Below are 17,835 nucleotides of genomic sequence, written 5' to 3'. Positions count from 1 at the left end.
GTGGCCGCAGAGGTCCAGGTCTCCGGTGTCACGGTCGTGGTGGCCGCCACCGGCCGGCCGATCGTGGAGGACATCGGGTTCGAGCTCGGCCGGGGCGAGGTGCTGGGCGTGGTCGGCGAGTCGGGCTCCGGCAAGAGCACGCTCGCGCTCGCCCTGCTCGGGTACGCCCGCCGGGGCGCGCGGATCACCGGCGGCCGGGTGGTGGTCGACGGCGTCGACCTGCTCTCGTTGCCGGCGGCCGAGTTGCGCCGCGCGCGGGGCAGCCGGGTCGCCTACGTCCCGCAGGACCCGGCGACCGCGCTCAACCCGGGTCTGAGCCTGGCGACCCAGCTCACCGAAGGGGTGCTCGCGCCCCGGCGGGAGGCGCTGGCGCGGGTGCGGCCGCTGCTGGAGGCGGTGGGACTGCCGGGCGACGACGCGTTCCTCAAGCGCCGGCCCCGACAGCTCTCCGGCGGTCAGCAGCAGCGGGTCGCCATCGCGATGGCGGTCGCGGCCGGGCCCCGGCTGATCGTGCTCGACGAGCCGACCACCGGGCTGGACGTCTCCACCCAGGCCCGCGTGCTGGAGATGGTGCGCGACCTGTGCCGGGAGCACGACATGGCGGCGATCTACGTGTCGCACGACCTCGCCGTGGTCGCCGACGTCGCCGACCACGTCACCGTCATGTACGGCGGTGAGGTGGTCGAGAGCGGCACCGACCGGGACGTGCTCGTCCGCGCCGCCCACCCCTACACGCGCGCCCTGCTGGGTTCCGTCCCGTCCGCCACCCACCGGCACCGGCTCGTGCCGATCCCGGGACGCGCGCCGAACGCCGGCGAGGAACGCACGGGGTGCGTGTTCGCGCCGAGGTGCGGGCACGTCGCAGCCGCGTGCGCCACGACCCGGCCCGAACTCGTGCCCGGACCCACGGGCACGCTGGCGCGGTGCCTGCGCACGGAGGAGGTGGCGCGGACACCCCGCGTCCCACCGCCGCCGCACGAGCCGCACGCCGTCGACTCCGGGGAACAGGACGTGTTCGCCGTCGCCGGGCTCGACGCCGGCTACGGCGGCCGGCAGATCCTGTTCGACGTGTCGTTCGGCCTGGCCCGGGGCCGGTGCCTGGCGCTGGTCGGCGAGTCGGGCAGCGGCAAGACCACGCTGTCGCGCTGCCTGGTGGGCCTGCACGAGGAGCAGGACGGCGTGCTGACCTTCGAGGGCCGGTCGATCCCGGCCGGCGCGGGCGCGCGGGACAAGGAGACCCGCCGCGAGGTGCAGTACGTCTTCCAGAACCCCTACGGCTCGCTCAACCCGCACCGCAGCGTGGAGAGCAGCCTGCTGGTGCCGCTGCGCCACTACTTCGGCGTGGGGGCGGGCGAGGGCCGGCGGCGGGTGCGGGAGGCCCTCGAACGCGTCGAGATCCCCTCGGCCCTGGCCGACCGCTACCCGGCCGAGCTGTCCGGCGGGCAGCGCCAGCGGGTCGCCATCGCGCGCGCCCTGGTGTGCGAGCCGAAGCTGCTCATCTGCGACGAGGTGACCTCCGCGCTGGACGTGTCGGTGCAGGCGTCCGTGGTGGAGCTGCTGCGCTCGCTGCTCGACGACGGGTTGTCGATGATCTTCGTGACGCACAACCTGGCGGTGGTGCGCAGCATCGCGGACAGCGTTGTCGTGCTCAACGGCGGGCGGGTCGTGGAGTCGGGGGCGACCGGTGCCGTGCTCTCGGCGCCCTCGCACCCCTACACGCGGGCGCTCATGGCCGCCACGCTCGACGTGCCCGACGCGTTCGAGCCCGTGTAGCCGACCGTCGTGCAGCCGACCGTCGTGGTCGGCCGTGCCGTTGTCAGGTGCGGCCGACCGCGGCGAGCTTGTCCGGGTTCATCATCCAGAAGATCCGGTCGATGCCGTCCGCCGTGACCGCGACGGTGAGCACCGTGAAGACCCGGCCGTCGCGGCTGAGCAGCGCGGCGCTCTCGCCGTTGACCGTCGCCCACGAGATCTCGACGCCCGTCCAGAAGTGGCCGGCGAACGCGCGGACGTACTTCGCCACGGTGGCCGCGCCGGCGACCGGGATGCGCGAGGCCCGCACCACGCCGCCGCCGTCGGAGTAGCTCACCACGTCGGCGGCGAACAGCTCCTCCAGCGCGGCCAGGTCGCCCTGCCGCGCCGCCGCCACGAACGCGGTCAGCAGCCGGCGCTGCTCGGAACCGGTCACCGGGGCGCGCCTGCCGTCGGCGAGCTGCCGGCGCGCCCGGCTGACGAGCTGGCGCGCGGAGGTCTCGGTGGCCTGGACGATCTCGGCGATCTCGGCGTAGGAGTAGCCGAACGCCTCCCGCAGCACGTACGCCGCCCGCTGGGTCGGCGTGAGCTTCTCCAGCAGGAACAGCACGGCCACCTGGAGCGCGGCGTCCCGCTCGGCCCCCAGTTGCGGGTCGGCGGAGGTGTCGACGGGTTCGGGCAGCCACGGGCCGGCGTAGACCTCGTGCCGCGCCCGAGCGGTCCGCCCGGCGTTGATGGCCAGCCGGGTGGTGGCGGTGGCCAGGTAGGCGAGCGGGTCGCGCACGGCGGACCGGTCGGCGGCCTGCCAGCGCAGCCACACCTCCTGGACGAGGTCCTCGGCGTCCGCGGCGCTGCCCAGCATCCGGTAGGCGATGCCGAACAGCCGGGGCCGGACCTCGGCGAACACCGCGGTCGCCCGGTCGAGGTCCCCGCCGACGGTCTCCGCCATGGTCGAGACGTCCTCCAGCAGTGCCCAACTCGTCGGCGACACGATCCTCCCCGATCCTAGTGGCGGCGGCCGGTGCCCGGTGGGCTCCACCACGAGGACAGGGCGGCGGGCCCGTTCGTGACAGCGGCCACGTCACGAACCGCGCCGCCGCCCTGTCCTGGTTGTCGGGCGCCTGGAACGGCCGGGCGCCGACCGGAAGGAGTCACCATGAAGGTCGTCGTGATCGGCGGGACCGGCCTGATCGGGTCCACCGTCGTCACCCGGCTGGGCGAGCACGGGCACGAGGCCGTGGCGGCGGCACCGTCGACCGGCGTCGACACGATCACCGGCGAGGGGCTGGCGGCGGTCCTGGCGGGGGCGGACGTGCTGGTCGACGTGTCGAACTCGCCGTCGTTCGCCGACGCCGACGTGCTGGAGTTCTTCCGCACCGCCACCACCAACCTGGTCGCGGCGGCGCGGGGCGCGGGCGTCGGGCACTACGTCGCGCTGTCCGTCGTGGGCGCCGAGCGCGCGCCGGAGTCGGGGTACCTGCGGGCGAAGGTCGTGCAGGAGGGGCTGATCCGGGAGTCCGGGCTGCGCCACTCGCTGGTGCACGCCACCCAGTTCTTCGAGTTCGCCGGCGGGATCGCGGACTCGGCGACCGCCGACGGCGTGGTGACCCTGCCGGACGGCGGCGTGCAGCCGGTGGCCGCCGCCGACGTGGCCGGGGCCGTGGCCCGGACGGCGGTCGGGACGCCGTTGGACGGCTCGGTGGAGATCGGCGGCCCCGAGGTGTTCGGCATGGACGGCTGGATCCGGACCGTGCTGACCGCCCGCCACGACCCGCGCACGGTCGTGACCGACCCGGCGGCCCGCTACTTCGGCACCCCGCTGGAGGCCGGCACCCTGCTGCCCGGCCCCGGCGCGCTGATCGGCGAGACCCGACTGGCCGACTGGCTGACCCGGACCACCCGCCGGGACCGGCGCGTTCCGTAACATCGCCTCCAAGATCGTCGGACGAGGGGGGACGCGTGGCCGTGTCGATCGTGGAGTTCCCGGTGGGCGGGCCGGGCGCGGGACCGTACGGGATCACCGTCGCGCCGGACGGCGCGGTGTGGTTCACCGAGGTGCACCACGGCCGGATCGGGCGGCTGGACCCGGCCGGCGGGCACACCGCGTTCGCGCTGCCGGACCCGGCGGGCCGCCCGTCGGTGCCGGTGGTCGGTCCGGACGGGGCGGTGTGGTTCACCGAGTCCGCCGGGCACCGGATCGGGCGGATCTCGGCCGACGGCGCGGTCACCGCGCACGACGTGCCCGACGCCGGGCCGTTCGGGCTGACCGCCGGACCGGACGGCGCGCTGTGGTGCACCGCGATGAACACCGGTCGGGTCGGCCGGATCACGACCGGCGGCGAGGTCGCCTGGTTCGACGTGCCCGGCGGCGGTTTCCCGGCGATGATCGCGTCGGGGCCGGACGGCGCGCTGTGGTTCGCCCTCAACCAGGCGAACGCGATCGGCCGGGTGACGACGGCCGGCGAGGTCACCACCCACCCGCTGCCCACCGCCGAGGCGGCCCCGGTGGGCATCACCGCGACCTCGGACGCGCTGTGGTTCGTGGAGATCGGCGCGGGGCAGGTCGGCCGGATCACGTCGGACGGCCGGATCACCGAGTTCCCGCTGCCGGACCGGGCGGCCCGCCCGCACGCGATCGCCGCCGCGCCGGACGGCTCGTGCTGGTTCACCGAGTGGGCGTCCGGTCGGGTCGGCCGGATCACCCCGGACGGCGCGGTCGAGACGCACGCCCTGCCCGGCGCGGAGCCGCACGGCGTCGCCGTCGGTCCGGACGGGGTCGTCTGGGTCGCCCTGGAGTCCGGCACGATCGCCCGCCTCACCCCCTGACTTCGCAGGCCCCCGCCTATGTCGGGCAGCGGCGCTCGCGCTGCGGCTGCTGAGACCAGTTCGCCGCGAACGGCGGACGTGCGGCGCCCGGTCCACCGCAGAGCAGGCCACGATCGCCGAGGCATCCCGACCCGGCGTGGGGCTTGTTGCGCCGTCGCGATACCTAGAACTACTATGCCTCACGGTTCTAGGTATTGAGGGAGAGCGGGAGGCAAGTGAAGGTCACGAAAGATCTGGTGGCGGCCTCGGCCACGCCGATGGTGCTGGGCATCCTGACCGAGGGGGACAGCTACGGCTACGCCATCCTGCGGCGGATCAACGAGCTCTCCGGCGGGGAGCTCGACTGGACCGAGGGGCTGCTCTACCCGCTGCTGCACCGGCTGGAACGCCTCGGGCACGTCGAGTCGAACTGGCAGTCGGTCGCGGGGGAGCGGCGGCGCAAGTACTACCGCATCACCCCGAACGGTCTGGCCGAGCTCGCCGAGCAGCGCCGCCAGTGGGCCACGGTGGTGAGCGCGCTCAAGGAGATCTGGCCGGGCGCCGGCGACTTCCGGCCGTTCACCGGGATCGCGCGGGGAGGTCTGGCATGACCGCGTCGGAGGACCGGGACGAGCTGGCCGACCAGTTCGACCAGTGGCGGCACTACGTCCAGCGCCGCCCGGAGCTGCGGCGCGCCGACGCCGACGAACTCGAAGACCACCTGCGCGGGTCGGTCGACGAACTCGTCGCCGCCGGCCTGCACGCCGACGAGGCGTTCCTGGTGGCCGTCAAGCGGATGGGCAGCCTGGACGAGCTGTCCCGCGAGTTCGCCCGCGAGCACTCGGAACGGTTGTGGAAGCAGCTCGTGCTGACCGGCGACACCGACAGCCCGGCCGCCGCCAGCCGCTCCCGGCGCGACCTGGTCGCGATGGTGGCCTGCGCGGTGGGCGCGGCGGTGTCGGTCAAGGTGCCGGAGCTGTTCGGCGTGGACCTGGAGGACGACCCGGCGTTCTACGCGCCGAACATCGGCCTGTTCGCGCTGCCCTGGCTGGCGGCGTTCCTGGCCTGGCGGCGGCGGGCGGCGCGGCCGGTGATCGGCGTGCTGCTGGCGTTGTTCGCGCTCGGCGCGGTGGCGGCCAACGCCTACCCGCTCGCGGAGGACTCGCAGTCGCTCGTGCTCTCCGCCATCCACCTGCCGATCGCGCTGTGGTTCGTGGTCGGGCTGGCCTACGTGTCCGACGACCTGCGCTCACCGCGCCGCCGGATGGACTTCGTCCGGTTCACCGGGGAGTGGTTCGTCTACTACGTGCTGATCGCGCTCGGCGGCGGGGTGCTGGTCCTGTTCACCACCGGGACGTTCAAGGCCATCGGGATCTCCTCGGAAACGCTGGTGGGGCAATGGCTCGTGCCCTGCGGCGGCGTGGCGGCGGCCGTGGTCGCCGGGTGGCTCGTGGAGGCCAAGCAGAGCGTCGTGGAGAACATCGCCCCGGTGCTCACCCGGCTGTTCACCCCGCTGTTCACCGCGGTGCTGCTGGGTTTCCTGGTGACCTTCGCGTTCGCCGGCGGCGGCATCGACGTCGAGCGGGAAGCGCTGATCATGTTCGACCTGCTGCTGGTGGTCGTGCTGGGGCTGCTGCTCTACTCCATCTCGGCCCGCGACCCGCTCGGCCCGCCGGTGCTGTTCGACAAGCTGCAACTCGCCCTCGTGGTGAGCGCGCTGGCCATCGACGTGCTGGTGCTGCTGGAGGTCCTCGGGCGGATCAGCGAGTACGGCACCACGCCGAACAAGGCGGCCGCACTGGGCGAGAACGTCCTCCTGCTGGCCAACCTGGTCTGGTCGGCCTGGCTGCTGTTCCGGCTGGTCCGCGGGCGCGCGCCGTTCGCGGCGCTGGAGCGGTGGCAGATCAGCTACCTGCCGGTGTTCGCCGGGTGGGCGTGGGTGGTCGTGCTGGTCTTCCCGCCGGTGTTCGGCTACCTCTGACCGGTCCCGGTGGCCGCGTAGGCTCCGATCGTGCACCTCGTGCTGCTGGTCGGGCCCGCGCGGCTGCCGGACCTCGCGTCGGCGGAGCACTACGCGGACGTCGTCACCGGCACGTGCTCGGTGGCGGCGGACTACCCGTTCGCGGCCTGGGCGGAGCCCGAGGACGCGCCGGCGCACGTCGGCCGGGTGGACGGGCCGGTCGTCGCCGCGCTGCGGCTGGCCGCCGCACGGTGGGCGACCTCCGGCGAGGTGCCGGGCGACGGTCCGGCCGACGAGAGCGCGCTGTTCCACGACCCGGTGCTCGGCGCGGTGTGGGAGCGCGGCCCCGAGCACACCGCCGCGCGCGGCCGGCTCGGTGCCCCGCCCGGGATCACCGGCACCGGGCGGCTCGACGCGTTCGACCACTTCCTGCACCACAGCGGCGAACCCGTGGTGTGCTCGCCGGTCGACTTCGCTCCGGTGGTGCGGGACAACCGCGCACCCGGCGGGGTGGTGCCCTCGGCGTCCCGGCTGATCGCCGAAGCACGCCACCTCGCAGGGGTGCTCGCCCTCCCGCCCGACGACCCCCGCGCCGCCGGTATCCGCGCGCTCGTGGCCGCCGCCGGTGCCGCCCTCGCCGCCGGCGCGGGGCTGGTGCTGGACTACGCGTGAAACCCTTGCGGCGGCGGGCATCCAGGGTTCGGTCCCGGATTCACCGCACGCCGATCACGTAGGGCCGCAGCAGGCGGGCGACCTCCGGGTCGGGGTGGCCGCGGGACTCCTCCTCGGCGATGCGCCGGGCGACGCCCGCGACGAAATCGGCGACTTGGACGCGGTGGTCGGCGCGCGAGTCGACCAGGGTCAGCTCGCGCAGCCCGGGAGCGGCGTCGTGCAGCCGGGCGATCCGCGAGGCCGTCAGGGTCGGGTGGAAGTCGTGGCGGACCGTCACGTCGTCGCCCCAGTGCCGGACGGCGCGCACGATCGCCGGGAACAACGGGTCCAGGCTGCCGTGCGGGCCACGGGCGCGCAGCGCGTCGTTGTAGGGCTCCAGCGGGCCGGGCGGGGTGTGGCCCAGGTGGTGCAGCAGGAAAGCGCGCTTGTCGACCAGTTGCACGTAGGCGTGGCCGAGCACCGGACCGGCCGGGCCGAGCAGCCACAGCAGCGTCGGCCGGTGCTTGGGGCGCAGCAGGTGGTTGGCCTTGTACTCCAGCGCCGGCGACCGGATCCGGTCGCGCAGCTCGGCCAGGCACGCCGCCGCGTCGGCCGGGTCGAGGCGGACCGACGCGTGCGCGAACACCGCCGTGACGCCGCCGACGAGCTTCTCGCCCTCGGAGCCGGACTCGTCGCACGCGATCTCCACCGTCATCCCCGGCCAAACTAACCGGCGGTGACCGGTGCGGCCAGGCCATTCCCGGCGTGGCGGGTACCGTCCGCAGTGGAGCGCCGGAACCGCCCGAGCGGCTCGTGATCACGTGACTACGGTGCGTTATAGTCGCGGTGTTCCGGATCGAGCAGGAGACGCCTTGGACACCGCAGCGCCCGACACCGCACCGCCTGACACCGCAGCGCCCGGCACCGCCGTCCCCGAGCTCGACCCCGCCGCCGTCGCGCGCTGGCGGGAGTCCGGCGGTGAGCTGGTCGACCTGCTGACCGCCGTGCGCCGGCTCGGCGGGGTGAGCGGGTTCCGGCTCGGCGACCGGCGGGTGGTGCTGGTCACCGCGCCCGAGGCGGTGCACCACGTGCTCGCCCTGCACCCGGACCGCTACGTCAAGCGCTCGCACCGGCTCAAGGCCGTGCTCGGCGACGGCATGATCGCGGCGAGCGGCGAGCGGTGGCGCACCCAGCGGCGGGTGATGCAGGCGCAGTTCACCGGCCAGGGCGTGCGCCGGTACGACGGGCTGATGCGCGACGCCGTCGCCGAGATCGCCGCCCGCTGGACCGGAGCCGCGCGGACCGGCGAGCCCCGGGACGTCGCCGCCGACATGCGGCACTTCTCGCTCGACGTGATCTGGCGGTCGATGACCGGCCGGCCGCTGGACCCGACCACCCACCGGGAGTTCCTGGCCGCCGGGCGGATGGTCGCGGCGCTGCCCGCGTTCGCGCCCGCCACCGGCGAGGCCCCGCCCGACCTCACCGCCGAGCTCGCCCAGATCGACGCCGTCGCCGCCCGTGCCATCGCCGCCGCCCGCGAGTGGCCCGGCCCGAGCCTGCTGCACGTCCTGCTCGCGGCGGCCGAGGAGCACCCCGAGTACACCGAGCGGCTGATCCGGGACGAGCTGGTGACCCTGCTGGCGGCCGGTTACGAGACCACCGCCACCACGTTGAGCTGGCTGTTCCTGCTGCTGCACGAGAACCCCGCCGAACGCGACCGTGCCCTGGCAACGCCACCCGGCTCGGCCGAGCGCGGCACCGCGATCCGCGCCCTGATCAGCGAGACGCTGCGGCTCTACCCGGCGGCGTGGATCATGCCCCGCCACGCCGAGCGCGAGGACGTCCTGGCCGGCTACCGCGTCGAGGCCGGCACCACCATCCTCACCAGCCCCTACCTGACCCACCGCGACGACACCGCGTGGCCCGACCCCGAGCGCTTCCGCCCGGACCGCTTCGCCGCCACCGCGCCCCGCCCGGCCCCCGGCGCGTACTACCCGTTCGGCCTGGGTCCCCGGACCTGCCTGGGCGTCCAGTTCGGCCTGCGCGAGATGACCCTGCTGCTGGAGACCCTCCTGCCCGCGTTCACCGTCGTTCCGCACACCACCCCCGCGCCGACGTTCGGCGTCACCGTCCGCCCCGACGGCCCGCTCACCGCCACCATCACCCCAGTGCGCACAGCGGAGCCGCTGGACGGGTGAGTCCCCGCACGGGAGCGGCTTACTGCCCACGTCGTGGTCACCGGTCCTGCTCCAGCGGGCCGGTGCGCGGGTCCCGGGTCGGCGACTTGGTGTCCGCTGCGGGAAGGGTTGCGGACCACACCGTCAACGTGGTCGGCACCGACCCGGTGATCCGGCGGCACGAGGCCCGGTACAACGAGTCCTGAACCCCGGTGCGCGCGCAAGTTCCCCACGGCGCAAGGAAAGGCGTCGGCCGGCGCGGGGAGTTCGGTAACGCGTAGCCGAGTCCGGTGGTCTGGACGAGTTGGGTGATCCCCGGCGCTGGACATCGACGGCGATGTGCGCTGAAGTGGAACCACTGGGGCGTTAACGGGGGACATACACGGGGGATCGGGATCGTGCACCGCCTTGACCGGCGGTGTGGTTCCGCGCGCGTCGATGGCGCTCCGCCGTGGTTTCCGCCCGTCCTCACCGGTGGTTTTCTGAGATGGGGGCAACTCTGTGCGGAAGAAGTCGTTGTCACTGCTGACCGTCGCGCTCGTGCTGAGCGCCGGGAACGTCGCCCTGTCCGCGCCCGCCGCCGCCGCGGCGCCGGCCGGACCGGGCGCGGTGTTGGAGGTGAAGCTGGCCGCCGGGGTCGGCGTCGCCGCGGTGGGGCAGGTGTTGGACGAGCGCGAGATCGCGTCGGTGCGGCCGCTGTTCTCCCGGCTGGACGAGAAATTGGCCGCGCTGCGGCCGGTGGGTGCCAAAGCGGCGCAGGCACCGGGGTTGGAGCGGTGGCAGCGGGTGCGGCTCGCGCCCGGTGTCGACGCCAAGGCCGCCGCGCGGGAGCTCACCGCGTCCGGCCGGGTCGAGGTGGCCTACCCGCAGCCGGAGGGCAGTGACCCGGTCACGCCGAACTTCGCCGGCCAGCAGGTCTACGCCGACCCGGTCACCAGCGGCGGGATCGACGCGGACTACGCGCACACCAAGCCGGGCGGCAAGGGCGGCAACGTCAAGGTCGTCGACCTGGAGCGCAACTGGAACAGCCAGCACGAGGACCTGTCGAAGCTGCGGCTGCCCGGGGCGCTGATCGCCAACGGCACGCCGGACTTCACGCCGACCAGCATCGACCACGGCACCGCGGTCACCGGCGTGATCGGCGCGGACGCCAACACCTTCGGCGTGACCGGCCTGGTGCCCGAAGCGGGCCTGCACTACACCAACGTGGTCAGCCAGGAGAACGGCTACGACCTGGCCAACGCGCTGCTCACGGCCGGCGCGGGCGTCGGCGTCGGTGACGTCCTGCTGATCGAGCAGCACGTCACCTACTGCGCCGACTGGGCACCCATGGAGGTGTGGGACTCGGTGTACGACGCGATCGTCACCGTCGTGCAGTCCGGGCGGCACGTCGTGGAGGCCGGCGGCAACGGCAACCAGGACCTCAACAACGCGTGCTTCGGCCCGCGCTTCCCGGCCGACAAGCCGGACTCCGGCGCGATCATCGTCGGCGCGGGCGCGGCCCCGGGCTGCACCGGCACGCCCCGCTCGAAGCTGGGCTTCTCCAACTACGGCACCAGGGTCGACCTGCAGGGCTGGGGCGAGTGCGTCACCACCACCGGCTACGGCGACCTGCACGGCACCGGTGCGAACGACAAGTACACCGCGTACTTCTCCGGCACGTCGAGCGCGTCGCCGGTCGTCGCGTCGGCGTTGGCGTCGCTGCTCAGCGTGGCCGAGGCGAACGGCGAGACGCTCTCGCCCGCCGAGGCCCGGGAGATCCTGATCGCGACCGGCACGGCGCAGAGCGGCACCCAGCACATCGGCCCGCTGCCCAACCTGCTGACCGCGGTCGGCAACTACCTGGCGAACGTGAACTTCCCGGAGCGGGTCGCCTACCCGGGCCCGCGCCAGGCGACCCGGACGGTGCCGACCAGCCTGGCGCTCCAGGCGTGGGACGGCGACGACGACCCGCTGACGTTCTGGGCGACCGGCCTGCCGCCGGGGCTGACCCTCGCGCCGGCGACCGGCGTGATCTCGGGGACCCCGACCACCGCCGGCACCTACACGGTCACCGTGTACGCCAGCGACAGCTACACCGGGCCCGCGCAGACGACGTTCACCTGGACCGTCTCCTAGGCGTCGGGCGAGTCGTCCGACCGGGAGGTCCCGGGCAGTGACCGCTGCGGTGGGTGCGAATGGTCCGCGCCCGCCGCAGCGGTTTGTCGGGACAATGGAACCCCGTGTCGCAGGACGCGGTCGACCCGAGGAGCGCCCGATGGTGGACCTGTTGCCGGAAGCCCGTGAGCTGGACTCGATCCGGTCCGACCCGGCCGAGGCCGCCCGGTACGGGTTCGGGTCGGTCGCCGAACTCGCGCTGGCGGTCGGGGTGAAGCGTGCGATCGCGGACGGGGACGTCGAGCGGTTGCGCGGTCTGGTCGCCGGACGGCCCGAGGTGGCCGGCGGCGGGATGAGTTCGAGGTTCGCCGGGAGCACCGGGGCCTGCCTGCTGAACTACCTCGGGGCGGCCCGGTTCCACGGGATCCTCGACCACGACCGGGTCGGCGGGGTGGCCCGCGTGCTGCTCGCCGCCGGCGCGCCGGCGGACGGGCCGGCCGACGTGCGGGAGACGCCGCTGATCACCGCCGCGTCGTACGGCGAGGTCGAGCTGGCGCGGGTGCTGGTCGACGCGGGCGCGGACCTGCGGGCGGTCGGGTACGCCGTCGCGGGCGGCACGGCGTTGGCGCACGCCGTCGAGTACGGCAACACCGACGTGGCCGACCTGCTGGTGGCGGCGGGCGCGGAGCCGGCCGGGGTGGTCGAGGCGGCCGGTGCGGGGGACCTCGGGCCGGTGCGCGAGCAGTGGTCTGACGCGACGGCGGCGCAGCGGGTCCTCGCACTGCGGGCGGCCGCGGTGAACGGGCGGTCGGCGGTGGTCGACTGGGTGGTGTCGAACGGGGTGGCCGTGGACGACTCGGTGGACGGGTCGGGGCAGACCGCGCTGCACTGGGCGGCCTGGCACGGCAAGCCGGAGTCCGTCGCCCACCTGCTGGCGCTCGGCGCCGACCCCGGTCGCACCGAAGCGGAGTTCGGCGGCACCCCGCTCGCGTGGTGCCGGCACCGGCGTGCCCAGGTCGAGGTCTACCGGGCGTCCGCCGGCCACGCTGCGGTGGAGGCCGTGTTGCTCTCCCTGGCGGATCCCGACGTGACGTGATGAGCCCGCGTCTGTCCGTTGTGGATGGTCGCGGGTGCGTCGATGACCTCGCGACCGGGTGGTCGCGAGGTCATCGACGTGGTCAGCGGCGGCCGCCCCCGGTCGGGGGCGCGGCCGTCACTGGTAGGTGTACACCGCGCTGTGGTTGAGCATGTCGTTCGGCGTGGTGGTCCACGGGTTCATCGCCTCGTTGAGGTCCACCACGTTCGCCGTCCCCGCGGTGGGCAGGTAGGTGCTCCCGGGGTGCTGGGCCTGCCACTGCGACCACAGGCGGTCGACGTTGCAGTGGTGCAGCCAGAAGACGGGGTCGTTGGGCGAGCCGAAGCCCGCCATCGTGCCGTTGACCCAGTTGTGCACCCGGTTGTGCAGGTTCGGGCCGCGGAAGCCCTCCAGGTAGTTGCGGAAGCTGTTGATCGAGGTGCTGTTCCACGGCGAGGTGTCGTAGGTCGTCAGCCCCAGGACGGAGTTCACGTCGCTCGCCGAGGGCAGTTGCAGCCCGCCGGAGCCGAAGTTGCGGCGCAGGTAGTTGGCCGAGTCGCTGCGCACGGTGAGCGTCCACTGGCCGGTGGACTGGGCGAACGGGCCGGCGTTGACCCGCCAGTTGGTCGCCGACGTCCCGTTCGGGCCCAAGAAGTCGTTGGCCCACAGCGTGGACGTGCTGCCGGCGGTCGTCCAGTCCCAGTACGGGATGGTGACCGACGGGTTGACCTCCTGGAGTGCCTGCTCGAACTCGATCAGGTACCGGCGGTGCCACGGCAGGAACGACGGCGAGCGGTGCCCGATCCGCAGCCCCCAGTCGCTGTCGCCGTTGGCCCGGTCGATGTGCAGCCGCACGAACAGGTCGTAGCGGCCGTTCTGCTTGAGCGTGAGCAACGCGTTGACGAAGTTGGACCGCTCGGTGGCGGTCAGGTTCTGCTGGTTCTTGCGGATCCCCATGATCTCCCCCTGTCCTGTACCCGGATCAACGGCCGTGGTGGGCCAGTTGGGTTTCCGGCCTCAGCCCGCCGAGGGTGTCCACGGCGTGCCGGGTCGCGGTCTTGAGGGAGTCGAACGACTCGTAGTGGTTCACCGACGTGGTGAACGTGCCGTCGCCGTTGCGCATGACGTGCAGCGCGTCGCCGTCGACGGTCGCCTCGCTGCGCGGGTCGTCGGCGTCCTTGACCGCCCACCCCTTGATCCGCCGGCCCTCGTAGATCTCGTCGAACTCCTCCAGCGTCACGGCCTGCGCGCTGGAACCCAGCCCGATCAGCCCGGCGCCGGCGGCGACCGCGACGCCACCGCCGACCAGACCGCCGACGAGGAATCGTCTCCGGCCGACCGCCTTGTCGGAACCGTCCCTGTGGACATGCATGTGTGTGCCACCTGTCTGTGTGGTGAACGCGGCGCGAACAATCCGAAGGGCGGCCTTCAGCTCCCCCTGGAAGCACCGCGGTCCCGACATTATCAGCGGACATTTCTGTGAAAGAGCCGCCAACTAGGCGATCTGCCGGCGGTAAAGTGTTAAACAGGTGGTGGCGATCACCTTGTCGTCGTCCGGATCCGTCGGTAGAAGTGCGCGCGGGGCGTCAAATCGTTATTCATCGGCAGTTCTCGACGGCTGTCAAGCAGTCTTGCGTCCGGTATTCGGACGGCGCCCGCCACTGCTGCGACGCGGCTCGGTAGAATGCGCACCACCGCGTGCCGCCTGCGGAACCACTGAGTTCGGAAACCCGCACGGATCGGTTCTCCGGTATTCCGGGAACCTGTCCGTCCGGCCGGCTGCACCAAGCCGAAAGGACAGGGTGCGCGGTGCGCCTGCTTTCCGCCCCGGCCGGCGGGGCGTCGTGCGGACCGGGTGGGCGGAATGAGCGCGAACACCCCGCCCGAGGTGGGTCGAGCGCCGGCGGGCCTGGTGGGGCCGGCCCGCCGGTTCGGGCACGTCGGAGCAGGTCCGACCGCCGCTGACGTAGGGAGACTGGGCGGCCTGGGGGGCGCTGACCTGGATGTCTCGCGAATGCGCGGTGTCGGCACCGTCCGGTTGTGTCACAGCGTTGCGACAGATGGTCCACCGCGTCCTGCGAATGCTGGCCGGTGTACCCCCGCAAGTGACTGTCTAAACTGTTACTACGGTGCGTGACGCAGCTCACATATGCCTGGCTACGAGGACTGTCACCAGCATGTTCCGGTGGTGTTGCAGTTGATTCCGCAGTGGGTGTTTCACAGTCGACAAGAATGGCTGGACGGTTACCGGTAATCCGCTGTTAACGTCGGTTCAGGTGCTGCCCCGCGGCGCCGGTCCGTCGAATCCGACATTGTGGGAGAGTCGACATGACAAAGCTCGCGCGCGTGCTGGGCGCCGTGGTGACCGCGAGCGCGGCCACCCTCGCGCTCACCGGAGGGATCGCGCAGGCCGCCCCCAACACCGTCCACCTCTACACCGGCACCGAGGCGCTCTGCCAGAAAATCGGCGACGGTGGCGTCGCCAACGACGTGTTCGACAGCTACGAGTGCAAGAGCGGATTCGGCGGCTACAGCACGCTGGTCGACCCGAGCCCCGACCTGCTCGCGGGTGTCCCGGTCTTCACCGACGCGGAGGCCGTCTGCGAGACCGTCGGGACCAACGGCGTGACCAACGGCGCGTGGAGCGCCTACTACTGCCAGTTCGGCATCGTCGGCTGGACCCTGCTCGTCGACCGCTGGTGACTCCGGTGGCCGTCCGGGACCCCGGGCCGCCACCCGCTCGTTCGTGTTACGCCGATCCCGCAAAGACGCTGGAGGAATCCACATGAACCGACGAGTGCGCCTTCTCGCGACCCTTCTCGCGGCCTTCGCCGCCCTCTTCACGGTCTCCGCCGCGACGGCCCAGGCCGCGCCGGACCCGGACATCTTCGTGTTCTCGGCCCCGCAGGGCCCGTGCGAGACCGCCGGGGGCAACGGGGTGACCGGCGGGGTGTTCGCCGACTACGCGTGCAACCCGATCTTCATCGACTACGGCCTGTTCGTGGAGCCGACCTACGGCTCGTTCGACGACGTCTACATCGCCACCTTCGCCGACGAGCCCACGTGCGAGGCGGCGGGCGACAACGGCGTGAACGGCGGCGTCTGGGCCGACTACCAGTGCGTCATCGGCACGGCCTCCGGGTACCTGCTGCTGGTCAGCAACTGACCTCGCCGACCACCGGCCGCCCGCCCGCCGACCTCGGCGGCGGGCGGCCGCCCGGCGGTCGGGCTGCGGCGCGGCGACAACGTCGTAGGCTCGACGGTGTGAGCGAGCACCCGGAGCACAGCACAGGCGGGACCTATTCGGTGAAGGGCAAGGAGTTCACCAGGGACTCCCGGTACATCACGACCCGGATCACGACCGACGTCCGGGACGGCTTCCCGGTGGAGCCCGGCCGGTACCGGCTGGTCGCGGCGCGGGCCTGCCCGTGGGCGAACCGGGCGATCATCGTGCGCCGGCTGCTGGGGCTGGAGGACGCGATCTCGCTGGGCCTGCCCGGCCCGACGCACGACGCCCGGTCGTGGACCTTCGACCTCGACCCGGGCGGCCGGGACCCGGTGCTGGGCATCGAGCGCCTCCAGGAGGCGTACTTCGCCCGCGACCCGGAGTACCCGCGCGGCATCACCGTGCCCGCGATCGTGGACACCGCGACCGGCGCGGTGGTCACCAACGACTTCGCGCAGATCACCCTCGACCTGTCGACGCAGTGGCGGGCGTTCCACCGCGAGGGCGCGCCGGACCTGCTGCCCGCCGCGCACCGCGACGAGATCGACGAGGTGAACCGGCGGGTCTTCACCGAGGTCAACAACGGCGTCTACCGGTGCGGCTTCGCGGGCAGCCAGGAGGCCTACGACGAGGCGTACGACCGGCTGTGGACCGCCTTGGACTGGCTGGAGGAGCGCCTCGCCGACCGCCGCTACCTGGTCGGCGACACGATCACCGAGGCGGACGTGCGGCTGTTCACCACGCTGGTCCGCTTCGACCCGGTTTACCACGGGCACTTCAAGTGCAACCGGAACAAGCTCAGCGAGCAGCCGAACCTGTGGGCCTACGCCCGCGACCTGTTCCAGACACCCGGTTTCGGCGACACGGTCGACTTCGTCCAGATCAAGCAGCACTACTACGTCGTGCACACCGACATCAACCCGTCGCGGATCGTGCCCAAGGGCCCGGACCTGTCGGGCTGGGTGACGCCGCACGGCCGCGAGGCGCTGGGCGGGCGGCCCTTCGGCGACGGCACCCCGCCGGGACCGGTCCGCGAGGGCGAACGCGTCGACCCCGCGCACGGCCCGCGCTGACCCCGGCGCACGGCCCGCGCCGACCTGGGGTGCGGGCCTGCCGGAGGTGCGGGCCTGCCGGAGGTGCGGGCGCGCGGCGTCAGCCGTTGAGGGCGGCGCGCACCTTGGCGGTCACCGCGGCCTCGACCTCGGCCACCTGGCCGTCGGCGGCGGCCACCTCGTGGCAGATCGCCTCGACGGCGGCCGGGAACGTGGCGGCGTCCGCGGGGGCCTTGGCGGTGAGGATCTTCAGCGACGCCACCAGCGCCTGCACGACCTGCTCCTCCAGTTCGGCGTCGGGGACCGGGGGGAGGTCGGGGCGGGAGGCGTGCAGCACGCCGCGCAACTCCGGCGACAGGTGGGTGAGGGCCCGCAGACCGGCGTAGCGCTCCTCCAGCACGGGGCCGGGGTCGGCGTGCGACACCAGCACCATCACGCCGAAGACGGCCTTGCGCAGGGTCCGGCTCTCGGCATCGGTGTAGAAGATCATGCGTTCAGCCTAAGGACGATCTCGTCGGCCCCTCGCGGTGCCCCGGCCGCCCTCGTCGGCGGGAGCGATCAGGGGTGACGCGCGTCACGACGCCGGGAAGCGGGTTCGGGCCGGGCGTCGGGAACGGGTCGGCGGCGGCCCGGGTCCGAGGTCCATGACCTACGACATCGCCGCGTTCGAGTCGGCCGACACCGACGACGACGGCTGGGAAGCCTGGTACGGCGACCAGCACGACTACTTCGACGCCCACCCCGGGGCGGACGTGTCGGTCGTGTCGCCGAAGCTCCAGGCGTTCTACCGGGACCTGGCGGTGACCGTCAGCGCCGCCGAACGGCCCGAGGACGGCGAGACCAGCGCGGAGTTCGACGAGCTGGTGGACACCGACCCGATGGCGGCGATCTTCACCTTCGGCCCCCGGATCGTGTACGGCGAGCACTCGCACGGTCAGGAGCGGCAGGCCGTCGACCTGTGGTTGGCGCTGGCCGAGAAACACGGGCTGGCCGTGGCGCTGCTGGGCGAGTCCAACCTGCCGATCCACCGGTTCTGACGC

Annotated in this window: 18 protein-coding genes; 13 read left to right on the top strand and 5 right to left on the bottom strand. The window is 73.1% G+C overall.

The annotated features are described in order from the left end of the window. Positions 1-1,773, top strand: coding sequence for a dipeptide ABC transporter ATP-binding protein (locus BN6_RS21860; RefSeq protein ID WP_015101906.1), 1,773 nt, complete (start codon positions 1-3; stop codon positions 1,771-1,773). 43 nt (positions 1,774-1,816) lie between these two features. Here the strand turns inward: BN6_RS21860 and BN6_RS21855 are convergent, their stop codons facing one another. Beyond that, on the bottom strand, positions 1,817-2,743 hold the full coding sequence (locus BN6_RS21855; RefSeq protein WP_015101905.1) for an RNA polymerase sigma-70 factor: 927 nt from the start codon (positions 2,741-2,743) through the stop codon (positions 1,817-1,819). 165 nt (positions 2,744-2,908) lie between these two features. Here BN6_RS21855 and BN6_RS21850 point away from each other — a divergent pair, with 165 nt between their 5' ends. The 5 genes from BN6_RS21850 to BN6_RS46825 all read left to right on the top strand — a co-directional run bounded on the left by BN6_RS21850 (position 2,909) and on the right by BN6_RS46825 (position 7,189). Beyond that, on the top strand, positions 2,909-3,676 hold the full coding sequence (locus BN6_RS21850) for an SDR family oxidoreductase (RefSeq protein ID WP_015101904.1): 768 nt from the start codon (positions 2,909-2,911) through the stop codon (positions 3,674-3,676). A gap of 35 nt (positions 3,677-3,711) precedes the next feature. Continuing rightward, positions 3,712-4,578, top strand: a complete 867-nt coding sequence (locus tag BN6_RS21845) for a Vgb family protein (RefSeq protein WP_015101903.1) — start codon at positions 3,712-3,714, stop codon at positions 4,576-4,578. 215 nt (positions 4,579-4,793) lie between these two features. After that, positions 4,794-5,168: a PadR family transcriptional regulator gene (locus BN6_RS21840; RefSeq protein ID WP_015101902.1), complete on the top strand. Its 375-nt coding sequence runs from the start codon at positions 4,794-4,796 to the stop codon at positions 5,166-5,168. Then, positions 5,165-6,538: a permease prefix domain 1-containing protein gene (locus BN6_RS21835; RefSeq protein ID WP_015101901.1), complete on the top strand. Its 1,374-nt coding sequence runs from the start codon at positions 5,165-5,167 to the stop codon at positions 6,536-6,538. The genes BN6_RS21840 and BN6_RS21835 overlap by 4 nt, the downstream gene beginning before the upstream one ends. 30 nt (positions 6,539-6,568) lie before the next feature. Beyond that, complete coding sequence (locus tag BN6_RS46825) at positions 6,569-7,189, top strand: hypothetical protein (protein ID WP_015101900.1); 621 nt, start codon at positions 6,569-6,571, stop codon at positions 7,187-7,189. 40 nt (positions 7,190-7,229) lie between these two features. Here the strand turns inward: BN6_RS46825 and BN6_RS21825 are convergent, their stop codons facing one another. Next, positions 7,230-7,883: a hypothetical protein gene (locus BN6_RS21825; protein ID WP_041313587.1), complete on the bottom strand. Its 654-nt coding sequence runs from the start codon at positions 7,881-7,883 to the stop codon at positions 7,230-7,232. 157 nt (positions 7,884-8,040) lie between these two features. On the opposite strand from BN6_RS21825, the gene BN6_RS21820 reads away from it, so the two are divergent. The 3 genes from BN6_RS21820 to BN6_RS21810 all read left to right on the top strand — a co-directional run bounded on the left by BN6_RS21820 (position 8,041) and on the right by BN6_RS21810 (position 12,538). Then, positions 8,041-9,366 (top strand): cytochrome P450, encoded by a 1,326-nt coding sequence (locus BN6_RS21820; protein ID WP_015101898.1) that lies wholly within the window; start codon positions 8,041-8,043, stop codon positions 9,364-9,366. 480 nt (positions 9,367-9,846) lie between these two features. Further along, the gene (locus tag BN6_RS47975) at positions 9,847-11,463 is read left to right on the top strand and encodes a putative Ig domain-containing protein (protein ID WP_015101897.1); all 1,617 of its coding nucleotides are present in this window, start codon (positions 9,847-9,849) and stop codon (positions 11,461-11,463) included. A 139-nt stretch (positions 11,464-11,602) separates the two neighbouring features. After that, positions 11,603-12,538, top strand: a complete 936-nt coding sequence (locus BN6_RS21810) for an ankyrin repeat domain-containing protein (protein WP_041313584.1) — start codon at positions 11,603-11,605, stop codon at positions 12,536-12,538. Between the two features lie 117 nt (positions 12,539-12,655). Here BN6_RS21810 and BN6_RS21805 read toward each other — a convergent pair whose 3' ends face one another. Both BN6_RS21805 and BN6_RS42210 read right to left on the bottom strand, forming a co-directional pair. Next, the gene (locus BN6_RS21805) at positions 12,656-13,474 is read right to left on the bottom strand and encodes a tyrosinase family protein (protein WP_015101895.1); all 819 of its coding nucleotides are present in this window, start codon (positions 13,472-13,474) and stop codon (positions 12,656-12,658) included. 25 nt (positions 13,475-13,499) lie between these two features. Then, positions 13,500-13,889 carry a tyrosinase family oxidase copper chaperone gene (locus BN6_RS42210; RefSeq protein ID WP_051075675.1) on the bottom strand — a complete coding sequence of 130 codons (390 nt, stop codon included), beginning with the start codon at positions 13,887-13,889 and terminating at the stop codon, positions 13,500-13,502. Between the two features lie 956 nt (positions 13,890-14,845). On the opposite strand from BN6_RS42210, the gene BN6_RS21795 reads away from it, so the two are divergent. The 3 genes from BN6_RS21795 (at position 14,846) to BN6_RS21785 (ending at position 16,816) form a co-directional block, all read left to right on the top strand. After that, positions 14,846-15,220: a hypothetical protein gene (locus BN6_RS21795; RefSeq protein ID WP_015101893.1), complete on the top strand. Its 375-nt coding sequence runs from the start codon at positions 14,846-14,848 to the stop codon at positions 15,218-15,220. Between the two features lie 82 nt (positions 15,221-15,302). Further along, complete coding sequence (locus BN6_RS21790) at positions 15,303-15,683, top strand: hypothetical protein (protein ID WP_148302959.1); 381 nt, start codon at positions 15,303-15,305, stop codon at positions 15,681-15,683. Between the two features lie 140 nt (positions 15,684-15,823). Next, entirely contained in the window at positions 15,824-16,816 is a 993-nt protein-coding gene (locus tag BN6_RS21785; protein ID WP_197540368.1) for a glutathione S-transferase family protein, read from the top strand. A gap of 79 nt (positions 16,817-16,895) precedes the next feature. On the opposite strand, the gene BN6_RS21780 is transcribed toward BN6_RS21785, so the two are convergent. Next, positions 16,896-17,285 (bottom strand): hypothetical protein, encoded by a 390-nt coding sequence (locus tag BN6_RS21780; protein ID WP_015101890.1) that lies wholly within the window; start codon positions 17,283-17,285, stop codon positions 16,896-16,898. 154 nt (positions 17,286-17,439) lie between these two features. On the opposite strand from BN6_RS21780, the gene BN6_RS21775 reads away from it, so the two are divergent. Further along, complete coding sequence (locus tag BN6_RS21775) at positions 17,440-17,832, top strand: hypothetical protein (protein ID WP_015101889.1); 393 nt, start codon at positions 17,440-17,442, stop codon at positions 17,830-17,832. Positions 17,833-17,835: the final 3 nt, after the last annotated feature.

Origin of the sequence: Saccharothrix espanaensis DSM 44229 (assembly GCF_000328705.1) — a bacterium.
GTDB lineage: Bacteria > Actinomycetota > Actinomycetes > Mycobacteriales > Pseudonocardiaceae > Actinosynnema > Actinosynnema espanaense.
The sequence above is the reverse complement of the archived record's forward strand: the minus strand, read 5'-3'. Positions and strand labels throughout refer to the sequence as shown.

What these genes read in the sequence shown, in the direction of transcription:
- BN6_RS21835 (WP_015101901.1), top strand. Translation starts at nt 5,165, where the DNA reads ATGACCGCGTCGGAGGACCGGGACGAGCTGGCCGACCAGTTCGACCAG.
- BN6_RS21810 (WP_041313584.1), top strand. Translation starts at nt 11,603, where the DNA reads ATGGTGGACCTGTTGCCGGAAGCCCGTGAGCTGGACTCGATCCGGTCC.
- BN6_RS42210 (WP_051075675.1), bottom strand. Translation starts at nt 13,889, where the DNA reads ATGCATGTCCACAGGGACGGTTCCGACAAGGCGGTCGGCCGGAGACGA.
- BN6_RS21775 (WP_015101889.1), top strand. Translation starts at nt 17,440, where the DNA reads ATGACCTACGACATCGCCGCGTTCGAGTCGGCCGACACCGACGACGAC.
- BN6_RS21795 (WP_015101893.1), top strand. Translation starts at nt 14,846, where the DNA reads ATGACAAAGCTCGCGCGCGTGCTGGGCGCCGTGGTGACCGCGAGCGCG.
- BN6_RS21805 (WP_015101895.1), bottom strand. Translation starts at nt 13,474, where the DNA reads ATGGGGATCCGCAAGAACCAGCAGAACCTGACCGCCACCGAGCGGTCC.
- BN6_RS21825 (WP_041313587.1), bottom strand. Translation starts at nt 7,883, where the DNA reads ATGACGGTGGAGATCGCGTGCGACGAGTCCGGCTCCGAGGGCGAGAAG.
- BN6_RS21850 (WP_015101904.1), top strand. Translation starts at nt 2,909, where the DNA reads ATGAAGGTCGTCGTGATCGGCGGGACCGGCCTGATCGGGTCCACCGTC.
- BN6_RS21780 (WP_015101890.1), bottom strand. Translation starts at nt 17,285, where the DNA reads ATGATCTTCTACACCGATGCCGAGAGCCGGACCCTGCGCAAGGCCGTC.
- BN6_RS21790 (WP_148302959.1), top strand. Translation starts at nt 15,303, where the DNA reads ATGAACCGACGAGTGCGCCTTCTCGCGACCCTTCTCGCGGCCTTCGCC.